15 protein-coding genes are annotated in these 14365 nt (G+C 68.2%); 6 read left to right on the top strand and 9 right to left on the bottom strand.

Annotation, left to right across the window (positions count from 1 at the left end; all coding sequences use genetic code 11):
* Positions 1-11 precede the first annotated feature (11 nt).
* The 6 genes from murJ to trxA all read left to right on the top strand — a co-directional run bounded on the left by murJ (position 12) and on the right by trxA (position 7299).
* Entirely contained in the window at positions 12-2300 is a 2289-nt protein-coding gene (gene murJ, locus AQI94_RS23300) for a murein biosynthesis integral membrane protein MurJ (protein WP_031036240.1), read from the top strand.
* A gap of 119 nt (positions 2301-2419) precedes the next feature.
* Entirely contained in the window at positions 2420-4135 is a 1716-nt protein-coding gene (locus AQI94_RS23295; RefSeq protein ID WP_031036243.1) for a protein kinase family protein, read from the top strand.
* A gap of 31 nt (positions 4136-4166) precedes the next feature.
* A complete protein-coding gene (gene sigM, locus AQI94_RS23290; RefSeq protein ID WP_031036246.1) occupies positions 4167-4892 on the top strand; it encodes an RNA polymerase sigma factor SigM in 726 nt (241 codons plus the stop codon).
* The gene (locus AQI94_RS23285) at positions 4889-5785 is read left to right on the top strand and encodes an anti-sigma factor family protein (RefSeq protein WP_031036248.1); all 897 of its coding nucleotides are present in this window, start codon (positions 4889-4891) and stop codon (positions 5783-5785) included. The genes sigM and AQI94_RS23285 overlap by 4 nt, the downstream gene beginning before the upstream one ends.
* Positions 5786-5953: 168 nt before the next feature.
* Entirely contained in the window at positions 5954-6922 is a 969-nt protein-coding gene (gene trxB / locus AQI94_RS23280; protein WP_007383274.1) for a thioredoxin-disulfide reductase, read from the top strand.
* A 44-nt stretch (positions 6923-6966) separates the two neighbouring features.
* Positions 6967-7299, top strand: coding sequence for a thioredoxin (trxA, locus tag AQI94_RS23275; RefSeq protein WP_007383275.1), 333 nt, complete (start codon positions 6967-6969; stop codon positions 7297-7299).
* Between the two features lie 52 nt (positions 7300-7351).
* On the opposite strand, the gene AQI94_RS23270 is transcribed toward trxA, so the two are convergent.
* The 9 genes from AQI94_RS23270 to rpmH form a co-directional block, all read right to left on the bottom strand.
* A complete protein-coding gene (locus AQI94_RS23270; RefSeq protein ID WP_031036252.1) occupies positions 7352-7969 on the bottom strand; it encodes a GNAT family N-acetyltransferase in 618 nt (205 codons plus the stop codon).
* A gap of 319 nt (positions 7970-8288) precedes the next feature.
* Complete coding sequence (locus AQI94_RS23265) at positions 8289-9389, bottom strand: ParB/RepB/Spo0J family partition protein (protein ID WP_031036256.1); 1101 nt, start codon at positions 9387-9389, stop codon at positions 8289-8291.
* Positions 9386-10459: a ParA family protein gene (locus tag AQI94_RS23260; RefSeq protein ID WP_078902556.1), complete on the bottom strand. Its 1074-nt coding sequence runs from the start codon at positions 10457-10459 to the stop codon at positions 9386-9388. The genes AQI94_RS23265 and AQI94_RS23260 overlap by 4 nt, the downstream gene beginning before the upstream one ends.
* A 265-nt stretch (positions 10460-10724) precedes the next feature.
* Positions 10725-11441, bottom strand: a complete 717-nt coding sequence (gene rsmG, locus AQI94_RS23255) for a 16S rRNA (guanine(527)-N(7))-methyltransferase RsmG (RefSeq protein ID WP_007383279.1) — start codon at positions 11439-11441, stop codon at positions 10725-10727.
* 119 nt (positions 11442-11560) lie between these two features.
* Positions 11561-12073, bottom strand: coding sequence for a Jag family protein (locus AQI94_RS23250; protein WP_031036263.1), 513 nt, complete (start codon positions 12071-12073; stop codon positions 11561-11563).
* 15 nt (positions 12074-12088) lie between these two features.
* Positions 12089-13375 (bottom strand): membrane protein insertase YidC, encoded by a 1287-nt coding sequence (gene yidC, locus AQI94_RS23245; RefSeq protein WP_031036266.1) that lies wholly within the window; start codon positions 13373-13375, stop codon positions 12089-12091.
* A gap of 3 nt (positions 13376-13378) precedes the next feature.
* Positions 13379-13729: a membrane protein insertion efficiency factor YidD gene (gene yidD / locus AQI94_RS23240; protein WP_031036269.1), complete on the bottom strand. Its 351-nt coding sequence runs from the start codon at positions 13727-13729 to the stop codon at positions 13379-13381.
* On the bottom strand, positions 13726-14097 hold the full coding sequence (gene rnpA / locus AQI94_RS43050) for a ribonuclease P protein component (protein ID WP_078902551.1): 372 nt from the start codon (positions 14095-14097) through the stop codon (positions 13726-13728). The genes yidD and rnpA overlap by 4 nt, the downstream gene beginning before the upstream one ends.
* A 21-nt stretch (positions 14098-14118) precedes the next feature.
* Positions 14119-14256, bottom strand: coding sequence for a 50S ribosomal protein L34 (gene rpmH, locus AQI94_RS23230; protein WP_005482975.1), 138 nt, complete (start codon positions 14254-14256; stop codon positions 14119-14121).
* Positions 14257-14365 lie beyond the last annotated feature (109 nt).

The raw sequence follows: 14365 nt of genomic DNA, 5'->3' as shown, positions 1-14365 counted from the left end.
GTGGGGTAACCATGAACGCGCCGTACGACGGTGATCGCGGTCAGGGCGCGGACAACTCGGGTCGCCCCGAGGGGCCGCCGCCCGAGCATGGCCAGGTGCCGCCACAGGCTCCCGCGGACATGTACCTCCAGGACGCCTACGACCAGGACCCCTACCGGGCGCAGGACCTCCATGCCCAGGACCCGGTCGCGGAGGCTCTCTACGACCGTGCCGCGCATCCCCCGCCGCCCCCTGGGACCCATCAGCCGCAGCAGCCGCTGTACTCCCAGCCGCCCCAGTCCCCTTACGCCCCGGACCCGCATGTGTGGGCACAGACCCCGGCCCCCGAGCCGGAGGGCCCGACGCAGTACCTGCCGTACGGCGACGACCCTCGCACCACCCAGTTCGTGGGCGTCGATGATCTGGTGAGCCACTCCGGCGAGGAACGCCACGAGCCGGATGCCTTCGCTCACCTGTTCCGCGATCAGCAGCAGCGCGGCGGCCGGCCGACGGATCCCCCGTCGGTACCGGGTCCGGGCGGCCCGCCGCAGACACCGCAGTTCCAGGCTCCCGCGGCGGCTGCGCCCTCGGCCGACGAGACCATGAATCTCGGTACGGCGACGGCGACGGCTGCGGCGGCGTCCACAGCTCCCGCAGCCCCCGCAGCCCCCGCAGCCCCCGCGAAAAAGGGCGGGAAGGCCACAGGTTTGCTCAAGTCGAGCGCCGTGATGGCGGCCGGCACGATGGTTTCGCGCCTGACCGGCTTCATCCGTTCGGCCCTGATCGTGTCGGCGTTGGGTGTCGGTCTGCTCGGTGACACCTTCCAGGTCGCCTACCAGCTCCCGACGATGATCTACATCCTGACCGTCGGCGGCGGCCTCAACTCCGTGTTCGTACCGCAGCTCGTGCGCGCCATGAAGGAGGACGAGGACGGCGGCGAGGCGTACGCCAACCGGCTGCTGACCCTCGTGATGGTGGCGCTCGGCGTACTCACCGGGATCGCGGTGCTCGGCGCCCCGTTCCTGATCCGTCTGCTGTCCGACTCGGTGGCCAGCGACCCGGCGGCCAACGAGGTGGGCATCACCTTCGTCCGCTACTTCCTGCCCTCCATCTTCTTCATGGGCATCCACGTGGTGATGGGGCAGATCCTGAACGCGCGCGGGAAGTTCGGCGCGATGATGTGGACCCCGGTCCTGAACAACATCGTCATCATCGTGACGCTCGGCACGTTCATGTGGGTCTACGGCACCGCGGCCGACTCCGGGATGAAGGTCTCGAACATCCCGCCGGAGGGACAGCGCCTCCTCGGCATCGGCGTCCTGCTCGGTCTCGTGGTCCAGGCGCTCGCCATGATCCCGTACCTGCGCGAGACCGGCTTCCGGATGCGGCTGCGCTTCGACTGGCGCGGCCACGGCCTCGGCAAGGCCGTCACGCTCGCCAAGTGGACCGTCCTGTTCGTCCTCGCCAACCAGGCCGGCGCGCTCGTCGTCACCCAGTTGTCCACCGCGTCCGGCAAGGCCTCTCCCGTCGACGGCACCGGCTTCGCCGCCTACGCCAACGCCCAGCTGATCTGGGGCCTCCCGCAGGCCATCATCACCGTCTCCCTGATGGCGGCTCTGCTGCCGCGTCTGGCCCGCTCGGCGGCCGAGGGCGACGGCGGCGCCGTCCGTGACGACATCTCCCAGGGCCTGCGCACCACGGCCGTCGCGATCGTGCCCATCGCCTTCGGCTTCCTCGCCCTCGGCATCCCGATGTGCACGCTGATCTTCGGCTCGTCCGGTACCAGCGAGGCCACGAACATGGGCTTCATGCTGATGGCCTTCGCCCTCGGCCTGATCCCCTACTCCGTGCAGTACGTCGTCCTGCGCGCCTTCTACGCCTACGAGGACACCCGCACCCCCTTCTACAACACGGTCATCGTGGCGGCGGTCAACGCGGGCGCCTCGGCCCTGTGTTACGTGGTGCTGCCGCCGCGCTGGGCTGTGGCGGGCATGGCCGCCTCCTACGGTCTCGCCTACGCCATCGGTGTCGGCGTGGCCTGGAACCGGCTGCGCAAGCGCCTCGGCGGCGACCTGGACGGCAACCGCGTCCTGCGGACCTACGCCCGGCTCTGCATCGCCTCCGTCCCGGCGGCGTTGCTCAGCGGGGCGGCCTGTTACAGCATCGGTCAGTCGCTCGGTCAGGGAGTCCTCGGTTCGCTCGCCGCTCTGATCGCGGGCGGAGCGGTTCTGCTCGGGATCTTCTTCATCGCCGCACGCAAGATGCGGATCGAGGAACTTAACTCGCTGGTCGGCATGGTCCGAGGGCGTCTGGGGCGCTGAGGCAGGGGTACGCGCACAACCATCGTCCGCCACTGTGTGTCGTGCATAGCGTCGGACTGTGGGCACAATTGGATTCTGCGTCGCACGGCGCGCAATGAATGGGGAGGCAGGGAACGACGGTGGCGGAACGGAGCACGGCTGCCGTCGACGTGGCAGACAACAGCGGTGACAAGCCGCTGACCGCCAAGGCGGACCAGTCCACGGCCGACGGCGTGGCCAAGAACCGGGAGCGGGACACGGAAGACGTCGAGGCACAGGGGAGTGGCGGGACGGAAAGTCCTGGCAAGGCGTCACCGCCGGAGTTGCACAGCGGCCACAAACTCGCCAGACGCTACCGTCTCGAGGAGTGCGTCACCCGTCTGGACGGGTTCAGCAGTTGGCGTGCCGTCGACGAGAAACTCCGTCGGGCCGTCGGCGTGCACATCCTGCCCGCGGACCATGCGCGGGCGCGCTCCGTCCTGGCCGCGGCCCGCTCCTCCGCGCTGCTGGGCGACCCGCGCTTCGTCCAGGTCCTGGACGCCGTCGAGGAGAACGACCTCGTCTACGTCGTCCACGAGTGGCTGCCCGACGCCACCGAGCTGACCGCCCTCCTCGCTCCCGGCCCGCTGGAGGTGTACGACGCCTACCAGATGGTCAGTCAGGTGGCGTCCGCCATGGCCGCGGCCCACCGCGAGGGGCTCGCGCATCTGCGGCTGAACCCGAACGCGGTCCTGCGCACGTCGAGCGGGCAGTGGCGCATCCGCGGCCTCGCCGTGAACGCCGCTCTGCGAGGCGTCAGTTCGGAGTCTCCGCAGCGCACGGACACCGAGGCGATCGGTGCGCTCCTGTACGCGGCGCTCACCCAGCGGTGGCCGTACGAGAGCGACGCCTACGGTCTGGCCGGGCTGCCCAAGGACGTCGGTCTCATCGCACCCGACCAGGTGCGGGCGGGTGTCCACCGTGGGCTGTCCGAGCTGGCCATGCGCGCGCTCGCCAACGACGGTGCGACCGCCTCTCGCCACGAGTCCGCGTGCACCACGCCCGAGGAACTGGTCAAGGCGATCGGTGAGATGCCCCGCATCCGCCCGCCGGAGCCGGCGTTCACGGCCCCGCCCGACTACCAGCGCACGACGTACCAGCAGGGCACCTACGGCCGCCCGGCACCCCACCCCGGTGTCACGCAGCCCGTACCGCCCCCGCCACCTCCGCTGCAGAGCCGCACGGGCCGGGCCCTGAAGTGGGCGGTCTCCGCCCTCCTCATCGCCGCGCTGGGCCTCGGCAGTTGGCAGCTCGCGGACGCGCTGATGGACCGCGGCGGCAAGTCGGATGAGAACCAGGACCAGACGAACGACGACGGCGACAAGAACAGCACCGCGCCGAAGCCGACGAAGACGCTCAGCATCGAGGACGCCGCGGAGTACGTGGCCGAGGGCGACGCTCAGCACCCGGGTGATGTGAAGCTGACGTACGACAGCAGCATGACGACGGGTTGGCGGACCAGCAGCTACAAGGACGGTCCGAAGATAGTGATCAAGCCCGGCGTCGGGATCGTCTATGACCTCGGTTCCGCCCAGGAGGTGTCGGCCGCGACGCTGTCCCTCCGGTACGGCGGCAACCACACCACGGCCGAGCTGTACGCGGCCGACTCTCTCACGCCGTCCTCGCTGGACTCACTGAAGAAGATCGGTTCGGCGACCACGAACACCACCACGGCCACGGTGAAGGCCGGCAAGCCGGTGAAGTCGCGGTACGTCCTGGTGTGGCTCACGGCGCTGCCCTACTCCGGGGCCGACTCCGCGAACTACAGCTATGCCGGCTACAAGCAGGCGATCACCAACGTGAAGTTCACCGGCTGAGAACCCACCGCTGACAAGGGGAGGAGGTCCGATGGCAGATGACACCGCGTACGGCGACACCAGCGATCAGGACCTCCTGGCCCGTCATGTGGAGGGCGACCCGGACGCCTTCGGTGAGCTCGTGCGGCGGCACCGGGACCGGCTCTGGGCCGTAGCCCTCCGCACGCTCGGGGACCGCGAGGAAGCCGCTGACGCCGTCCAGGACGCCCTGGTGTCCGCCTACCGGGCCGCCCACACCTTCAGGGGCCAGTCGGCGGTCACGACCTGGCTGCACCGGATCACGGTGAACGCCTGCCTGGACCGGGCCAGAAAGGCAGCCTCCCGCAAGACGTCGCCCGTGGACGACACCGAACGCCTGGAACAGCTCCTGGAGCCGCACGAGTCCGCCTCGGCGCCCGCGGAGCGCAACGACCTCCACCGCCAGCTCCTGGAGGCCCTCGGCACGCTCCCGCACGACCAGCGCGCCGCCCTCGTCCTCGTGGACATGCAGGGCTATCCCGTCGCCGAAGCCGCCCGCATGCTCGACGTGCCGACCGGCACGGTGAAGAGCCGCTGCGCCCGGGGAAGAGCCAGACTGCTCCCCCTTCTCACCCATCTGCGGCCGGAAAACGCCGGAGACGACAGAGAAGGGGGCATTGGACGGAACCGGACTCAGGGGACATCCGTCCCACCCGCAGCGGGACCTCCGTCACAGGCCCCGCCGGATTCGGGATCAAGCGATTCAGCTGCAGTGAAGGGCGGAGGTGGGCGAGCGTGACTTCCACGACAGACACAGCCGGGCACCCGGATGTCGCGGAGATCTCCGACCTCACCGAAGGCGTCCTGTCCCCCTCCCGGACTGCGGACGTACGAAGGCATCTGGACGAGTGCGAACTCTGCGCGGACGTTCACGCGTCGCTGGCGGAGATCCGTGGCCTGCTCGGCACGCTACCGGGTCCGCCTCGTATGCCCGCCGACGTCGCCGGCAGGATCGACGCCGCTCTCGCCGCGGAGGCCCTCCTCCAGGCAACTGCTCCTGAGGCCGTGAACGCACCGGCGCCGATCGAGAGCGGGCATGTTTCACGTGAAACATCGCCGACTGCCGACCGTCCGGCGGGGCACGCCCGGACCTCCAGCACCGGCCCCGGTCGCAAGGACCGCAGCAGGAACGGACGCCGCAAGGTCGCCGTCCTCGGAGCCGTCATCACCGTCGCCGCACTGGGATTCGGCTCCGTCCTGCTCTCGGCGCTGGACGACGGCAAGCCGACCGACTCGGCACGCGGACAGGCGAGCGCCTCCGTCGACACCTTCTCCGCGAGCGGACTGGAGGAGCAGGTCTCTAACTTGCTCACCCATAAGAAGAGTGCGAGCGGCGGGTCTGAGGCTCCGCACACCAGCATGGGCGCGGCGAGCATCCCGGGCTCCGAGGATCCCCGCATCCTGGTGACGCCCGAGGTTCCGCCATGCATCCAGAACGGCATCCACTCAAGTGCCCCGCCGCTCGCCACCAAGAACGGCGTCTACAAAGGCATGGACGCGGTCCTGGTCGTGCTGCGTGATCCCTCCGACAGCACCCGGATCACCGCCTACATCGTGGATGCCTCGTGCGTGAAGAACGCGCCGACGGGCACCGCGAAGGTTCTGCTGAAGCGGTCCTACGCGCACTCCTGAGCGGTCACGCTTCATCTCCGTCCTGCGCGGCAATGCGTACGGTGTGGCCTCTCCGTGTGCCCGGACACACCGGGAATGCGCGCCCCTTAGGATCCGTTGGGTGGGGTGAGAGTTCTGCGAGGGGCTCCACCGGTCCGACGACGCAGTCCAGAGACGAGGAACCTAGCCGTGAGCGACGTCCGTAACGTGATCATCATCGGCTCCGGGCCCGCCGGCTACACGGCGGCGCTCTACACCGCGCGCGCGTCGCTGAAGCCGCTGGTGTTCGAGGGCGCCGTCACCGCCGGTGGCGCGCTGATGAACACCACCGAGGTGGAGAACTTCCCTGGCTTCCAGGACGGCATCATGGGCCCCGAGCTCATGGACAACATGCGCGCCCAGGCGGAGCGCTTCGGTGCCGAGCTCATCCCGGACGACATCGTCAGCGTCGACCTGACCGGCGAGATCAAGACCGTCACCGACACCTCGGGCACAGTGCACCGGGCGAAGGCCGTGATCGTCACCACCGGTTCGCAGCACCGCAAGCTCGGCCTGCCGAACGAGGACGCCCTCTCCGGACGCGGTGTCTCGTGGTGCGCCACGTGTGACGGCTTCTTCTTCAAGGACCAGGACATCGCCGTGATCGGCGGCGGTGACACCGCGATGGAGGAGGCGACCTTCCTCTCCCGCTTCGCCAAGTCCGTGACGATCGTCCACCGCCGTGACACTCTGCGCGCCTCCAAGGCGATGCAGGAGCGTGCCTTCGCCGACCCGAAGATCAAGTTCGTGTGGGACAGCGAGGTCGCCGAGATCCAGGGTGACCCGAAGCTCTCGGGCCTGAAGCTGCGCAACCTCAAGACCGGCGAGCTCTCGGACCTGGCGGTCACCGGGCTGTTCATCGCGATCGGCCACGACCCGCGCACCGAGCTCTTCAAGGGTCAGCTCGAACTGGACGGTGAGGGCTATCTGAAGGTGGAAGCACCTTCGACCCGCACCAACCTGACCGGTGTCTTCGGCGCCGGTGACGTGGTCGACCACACCTACCGCCAGGCGATCACCGCGGCCGGCACCGGCTGCTCCGCTGCTCTCGACGCCGAGCGTTTCCTCGCCGCCCTGGCGGACGAGGAGAAGGCCGAGCCCGAGAAGACCGCTGTCTGACCCCCATCCCGCCCCACCGCACCAACCCAGTTAAGGAGCCCGCCGTGGCCGGCACCCTGAAGAACGTGACCGACGATTCCTTCGAGCAGGACGTCCTGAAGAGCGACAAGCCCGTCCTGGTGGACTTCTGGGCCGCCTGGTGCGGGCCGTGCCGTCAGATCGCGCCGTCCCTTGAGGCGATCGCCGCCGAGTACGGCGACAAGATCGAGATCGTCAAGCTGAACATCGACGAGAACCCGGGTACGGCCGCCAAGTACGGCGTCATGTCCATCCCGACGCTGAACGTGTACCAGGGTGGCGAGGTCGCCAAGACCATCGTCGGCGCCAAGCCGAAGGCCGCGATCGTCCGCGACCTCGAGGACTTCATCGCCGAGTGATGTTTCACGTGAAACACGATGGGGCCGGTCCGAAAGGACCGGCCCCATCGCGTTACAGAGGGCGCAACGCCGGTTCCTTCTGTACCGCTCCCAGAAGCCGGTCCAGCGCCATCTCCACGTCTTCCTTCCAGGAGAGCGTGCTGCGCAGCTCCAGCCTCAGTCTGGGATACCTGGGGTGGGGTCTGACCGTCTTGAAGCCCACGGCGAGGAGATGGTCGGCGGGAAGCAGGCAGGCGGGCTCTTTCCAGCGGGCGTCGCCGAAGGCCTCGATAGCCTTGAAGCCTCGCCTCAGCAGGTCCTTGGCTACCGTCTGCACCATCACACGGCCGAGCCCCTGGCCCTGATAGCCCGGCATGATGAACGAGGTCATCAACTGGACGGCGTCCGGAGAGACAGGGCTCGTGGGAAACGCCGTCGAGCGAGGAACATACGCGGGTGGGGCGTAGAGCACGAAGCCGACCGGTATGTCGTCGACGTACACGATCCGGCCGCACGATCCCCAGTCCAGCAGGACGGCCGAGATCCAGGCTTCCTTCTCCAGAGCGGCTGTTCCCGCTTTTACCGCGGCTTCTCCGCTGACGGGGTCCAACTCCCAGAAGACGCACGAGCGGCACCGCTGGGGTAGGTCCGGGAGGTTGTCCAGCGTGAGCGGTACGAGCCGACGCCCCATGAAGGCTGTTCCTCGCTTCCTTCGCCCGCCGCATCGCGGGCGGCCGTCAGAGCGCTCCGTTCCCTGAGCAGGCTGCCGACAAATCCGCCGACCGCCCCCAGTCCCAGGCCCGCGCTCACCAGTCCGCTTCGGCTCATCGTTCGCATGGCCCCTGCCTCCCCTCAGAGGTACTGCCGGGTGGATGTGCTGCACCCAGTCGCATCGTATCCACACAGCGATTCCATCGATACCGCCTGAAAGCAAAGAGCGGGCCGTGTTCCGGGATACACCGGACACGACCCGCTCTCCGTCCTCGACGCTGTCACCTGGCGCCCCTGGCTCAGCCCTCGGCCTCTTCGTCCTCGCCGTCCAGCAGGCTCTTCTGCAGAACCGGTCCCTCACCGGGGGCAAGGGAGCTGAGGATGCGCTCAAGGTCCTCCATCGAGGCGAACTCGACGGTGATCTTGCCCTTCTTCTGTCCCAGATCGACCTTCACCCGCGTCTCGAAACGGTCCGAGAGACGCGTCGCGAGGTCACTCAGCGCCGGAGAGACCCGGGCGCCGGCGCGCGGCCCCTTGGAGCGCTGGGCGGTCTGCGGCCGCGACCCCATGAGGGTGACGATCTCCTCGACCGCACGCACCGAGAGTCCCTCGGCCACGATCCGATGGGCCAGCCGGTCCTGCTCCTCCGAGTCCTCGACGGAGAGGAGAGCACGGGCATGTCCGGCGGAGAGCACTCCGGCGGCCACTCGGCGCTGCACCGACGGCGACAGCTTCAGCAGACGCAAGGTGTTGGAGACCTGCGGACGGGACCGGCCGATGCGGTCCGCCAGCTGGTCGTGCGTGCAGTTGAAGTCCTTCAGCAACTGGTCGTAGGCGGCTGCCTCTTCCAGCGGGTTCAGCTGAGCACGGTGGAGGTTCTCCAGGAGGGCGTCCAGGAGGAGCTTGTCGTCATCCGTGGCTCGCACGATCGCGGGGATCGCGTCCAGGCCGGCTTCACGGCTGGCCCGCCAGCGCCGCTCACCCATGATGAGTTCGTAACGGGCAGGACCGACCTGCCGTACGACGACCGGCTGGAGGAGGCCGACCTCCTGGATGGAGGTGACCAGTTCCTGCAGCGCGTCCTCGTCGAACACCTCACGCGGCTGGCGCGGGTTGGGCGTGATCGAGTCGAGGGGGAGTTCCGCGAAGTGGGCGCCCATGGGAGGCGCGGGGGTCTCCGCGTAACTGTTGACCGAGGGCGTCTCGGTTTCATGTGAAACAGGCGGCAGCGTGGCCACCTTCGCCGCGGCCACTCCACGGTCGGTCGTCAGCACCGGAACGGACGCCGGAGACGCGGAACCAGCGCCCCCCATCGCCGCCGGGGTCGGCGTCTTCTCCGTCGGGGCAGCGGGGATCAGTGCGCCGAGACCACGACCCAAACCCCTCCGTCGCTCGCTCACTGGATCCCCTCCACCATGCTCGGGTTGCTCTGTGCGCCGATGTGCGCCTGCGTCGGGTCGTAGCTGACTCCGACACCTTTCAGCGCGATCTCTCGCGCCGCCTCAAGGTAGGACAGGGCGCCACTCGATCCTGGATCGTAGGTCAGCACCGTCTGTCCGTAACTCGGCGCCTCGGAGATGCGGACCGAGCGCGGAATGCTCGTCCTCAGCACCTCGTCGCCGAAGTGGGTGCGCACCTCGTCCGCGACCTGGGACGCGAGGCGCGTCCGGCCGTCGTACATGGTGAGCAGGATGGTCGATACGTGCAAGGTGGGGTTGAGGTGGCCCCGCACCAGATCGACGTTGCGCAGCAGCTGCCCCAGGCCCTCCAGCGCGTAGTACTCGCACTGGATCGGGATGAGGACCTCCGCACCGGCCACGAGTGCGTTGACCGTCAGCAGGCCGAGCGAGGGCGGACAGTCGATGAGGATGTAGTCCAGGGGCTGCTCGTACGCCTGGATGGCGCGCTGCAGTCGGCTCTCACGTGCCACCAGTGACACCAGCTCGATCTCCGCACCGGCGAGATCGATGGTGGCGGGGGCGCAGAAGAGGCCTTCGACATCTGGGACCGGCTGGACGACCTCGGACAGCGGCCTGCTGTCGACCAGGACGTCATAGATGGACGGCACTTCCGCGTGGTGGTCGATACCCAGCGCGGTGGACGCGTTGCCCTGGGGGTCGAGGTCGACCACCAGGACGCGGCCGCCGTGCAGAGCCAGCGAGGCAGCAAGATTGACGGTCGTCGTCGTCTTGCCCACCCCACCCTTCTGGTTGGCAACGACCATGATCCGGGTCTGCTCGGGCCGTGGCAGGCCCTCGCCGGCGCGACCAAGAGCCTCTACCGCCAGTTGGGCAGCACGACCGATCGGAGTGTCGTCCATCGGGGGCGGTGTTTCACGTGAAACATCGTCCCCCATCGACTCGGTTCGGGGACCGGGGACCGGATCGGTCATCGGTCCCGCGATGTTGGCGTCGGACCGCAAGGATTCACTCTCCTCGACTTCAGGCTCGCAATGAACAGAGCCTCCCATGTCTTCGGGGTCGTGAACCAGTGAGGCCTGTTGTTCTGTGGAGAAATCCACCTCTGTGGACAACTCCGTTACCTCTCCGAGTGACCCGAGAGGCTTCCGGTCGCGGGGTTCGGCCGCGGCGCGGCCCCGGCTGATGATGCCGTGCAGCAGTGAGCGACGTTTCACGTGAAACACGATGCAGGGCAGCCGTGCCCGTTCTGCCGCGACACTCCGGCATGCATAGGTTTGACAGCTTGTGTGGAGTACGTCTCGTCGTCAGGACGGATCAGCGACGCCGGCGCGTACGGCCGGTGCGGGCCGCCTTGGCACGCTTGGCCGCGAAACGCACACCGCCGGGGCTCTCCCCGACCTCGACCCTCACCACGGTGGACAACGGATCGACCACACCCTCACCCACATGCAGGATGGAGGTCCCCACGGCACCGAGCTTACTCAGGGCCGTACCTGCCGCCTTGAGCTCCTCCTCCGCGGTGTCGCCCTTGAGCGCCAGCATCTCCCCGTAGGGGCGCAGCAGCGGGACACCCCACGTCGCCAGCCGGTCCAGCGGGGCCACCGCCCGCGCCGTCACCACATGGACGGGAGTCAGCTTGCCCATGACCTCCTCGGCACGGCCGCGGACGACCGTCACATGGTCCAGCCCCAGCAGCTCCACGACCTCCGTCAGGAAGGTCGTCCGCCTCAGCAGCGGCTCCAGCAGCGTGATCTTCAGGTCCTCGCGGACGAGGGCCAGAGGGATGCCGGGCAGACCGGCACCGGAGCCGACATCGCACACCGTCACGCCCTCGGGAACGACCTCCGAGAGCACCGCGCAGTTGAGCAGGTGCCGCTCCCACAGCCGGGGCACTTCACGGGGACCGATGAGACCGCGCTGCACACCGGCCTCGGCGAGCAGCTCGGCGTACCGCACCGCGTCCTCGTAGCGATCGCCGAACACCTCACGCGCCTGCTCGGGCGCGGGGGGAAGCTCCGCTGCCTCCGTCACGGGGAACCGTCCTTCCGTACCGCATACAGCGCACCGGGCGCCGATCATCAGAACTATCAGGCTGACAAAGTTCGGCCCCGCCTGCTCTACAGACGGGGCCGGAGGAACGTACGGACCGATCAGGCGGGAAGCACGACGACGAAGCGCTGTGGCTCCTCGCCCTCGGACTCACTGCGCAGCCCGGCGGCCTTGATCGCGTCGTGCACGACCTTGCGCTCGAACGGCGTCATCGGAGTGAGCTTCACGGACTCGCCCGTGCTCTTCACCTCGGCGGCGGCCTTGGCGCCCAGCTCGGAGAGCTCGGCACGCTTCTTGGCCCGGTAACCGCCGATGTCCAGCATCAGGCGGCTGCGGTCCCCGGTCTCCCGGTGCACGGCCAGGCGGGTGAGCTCCTGCAGGGCTTCCAGCACCTCGCCGTCCCGACCGACCAGCTTCTGCAGGTCACGGCCGCCGGCGTCGCTGATGATCGAGACAGCGGCGCGGTCGGCCTCGACGTCCATGTCGATGTCGCCGTCGAGATCGGCGATGTCGAGCAGACCCTCGAGGTAGTCCGCCGCGATCTCGCCTTCCTGCTCCAGGCGGGTCAGGGTGTCTGCACCCTCGGCAGCGGCGGAGGTGGTGCCTTCCGTCACGGGATGGACTCCTTCTTACTTCTTGGACGGGGACTTGGGCCGCTGCGGGCCCTTGCGCTGTCCGGACTGGGCCTTGCTGCGGGTACCGCCGCCGGACTGCTTCTTGGCGGGAGCGGCGGGCTTGGCGTCCTCGGGCTCGTCGGACTTGGTCAGCGAGGTCGGCTCCGACGACGGGGCGTCACCGGCCGCCTTCGCGCCGGCGGCAGCCGTACCCGCCTGACGCTGGGACTTGCTCTGCCGCTTGGGCTGCTGACGCTTGGGAGCCGCCGCGCTCGCCGTCGAACCGTCCTCGGTCAGGACGTCGGTCTGGGACTCGCTCTGGACGACCGAGCCGTCGGCCTGGGCCGCGAGGCCCGCCTTGTTCAGACCGTTGATGAACTTGCGCTCGAACTCGTTGCGGTCCCGGCCCTTGGCGACGATCGCCTTGATGATGGTGCGCTCGCTGCGCTTGCGGGCCTTGCCGTGGTTCGTGACGTGCTTGGTGAGTCGCTCCAGGTAGGCGGCCTGGGCCTTGGAACCCGGGGTCGGGTTGTTGTGGATGACGTACATCTGCTGGCCCATGGTCCACACGTTGGTGGTCAGCCAGTAGACGAGGACACCGACCGGGAAGTTGATGCCGAAGACGGCGAACATGACCGGGAAGACGTACATCAGCATCTTCTGCTGCTGCATGAACGGCGTCTTCACGGTGGTGTCGACGTTCTTCGTCATCAGCTGGCGCTGTGTGTAGAACTGCGACGCCGACATCATGATGATCATGATCGCGGTGACGACCCGCACATCGGTGACCGTGGCGCCCAGAGCCTGGACGGTGGCGGAACCATCCTTGAACTTGGCGGCGAGCGGGGCACCGAAGATGTGCGCCTTACGGGCGCTGGCGAGCAGCGACTCGTTGATGACACCGATGGTGTCGCCCGTCGCGATGCCGTTGAGCACGTGGTACAGGGCGAAGAAGAACGGGGACTGCGCCAGGATGGGAAGGCACGAGGAGAGCGGGTTGGTGCCCGTCTCCTTGTACAGCTTCATCATCTCTTCGGACTGACGCTGCTTGTCGTTCTTGTAGCGCTCCTGGATCTTCTTCATCTCGGGCTGGAGCGTCTGCATGGCGCGCGTCGACTTGATCTGCTTCACGAAGAGCGGGATCAGGCAGATACGGATCAGGATCACGAGGGACACGATCGACAGGCCCCAGGCCCAGCCGGTGTCAGGGCCGAAGATCTTGCCGTACACCGTGTGGAACTGGACGATGACCCAGGAGACGGGTGTCGTGATGAAGCTGAAAAGACTGGCAATCGTGTCCACTAATCATGCTCCTTGGGCATGGGACGGAGTCTCTGCGGCCGGGCTCGAAGGATTCTGCCCCTCGGTGGCCGAGGCGGCGGAGGGCCCGCCCCTACGTGCACGCCAGGCGTTACGCAGCATTTCGTGCCACCGCGGACGCTTGCGCGGCGGGACATGGTCCACACCGCCCAGCGACCACGGATTGCACCGCAGGATGCGCCAGGCGGTGAGTGCCGTTCCCTTGATCGCACCGTGCCGGTCGATGGCCTGGTAGCCGTAGTGGGAGCACGACGGGTAGTACTTGCACACCGGCCCCAGCAGCGGGCTGATGGTCCACTGGTACAGCTTGATCAGCGCCAGCAGCGGGTACTTCATCGTGCGCCCCCTCCCAGGAGCCGCTGAACGGCGGCATCCAGGTCTCGGGCCAGCTGTTCGTGATCGGCGTCGCCCGCCTCGGGCAACGCTCGTACGACTACCAGGCTACCGGGGGGAAACAGGACGACCCGGTCGCGCATCAGATGGCGAAGCCTGCGCTTCACCTTGTTGCGCACCACGGCACCGCCCACGGCCTTGCTCACGACGAAACCCGCACGCGTCGGGGGAGCGCTCTCCCCAGGCGCGTGCGGGTCCGTGGCACCGCTACGAAAATGGACGACGAGGGACGGGCGACCGGCCCGGCGCCCTCGTCGTACTGCGGTCGCGAAGTCCTCGCGCCGCCTCAGCCGGTTCTCGGTGGGCAGCACGACGGCATGACCTGACCGGGATCAGGCGGACAGGCTGGCGCGACCCTTGCTGCGGCGGTTCGCCAGAATCGCGCGGCCGGCACGGGTACGCATCCGAAGACGGAAGCCGTGGGTCTTGGCGCGACGACGGTTGTTCGGCTGGAAGGTGCGCTTGCTCACTCGGGGGCTCCAGAAATCAATCGGTGGTGGCGGGTGCCGTCCTGGCTGTCACCGTGCGCCCACGAGTAGCTCGCAGTTACGCCCGTGTGCACCGCTTACCGATCACCTG

The organism is Streptomyces pseudovenezuelae, from assembly GCF_001513955.1.
Lineage (GTDB): Bacteria > Actinomycetota > Actinomycetes > Streptomycetales > Streptomycetaceae > Streptomyces > Streptomyces pseudovenezuelae.
The sequence above is the reverse complement of the archived record's forward strand: the minus strand, read 5'-3'. Positions and strand labels throughout refer to the sequence as shown.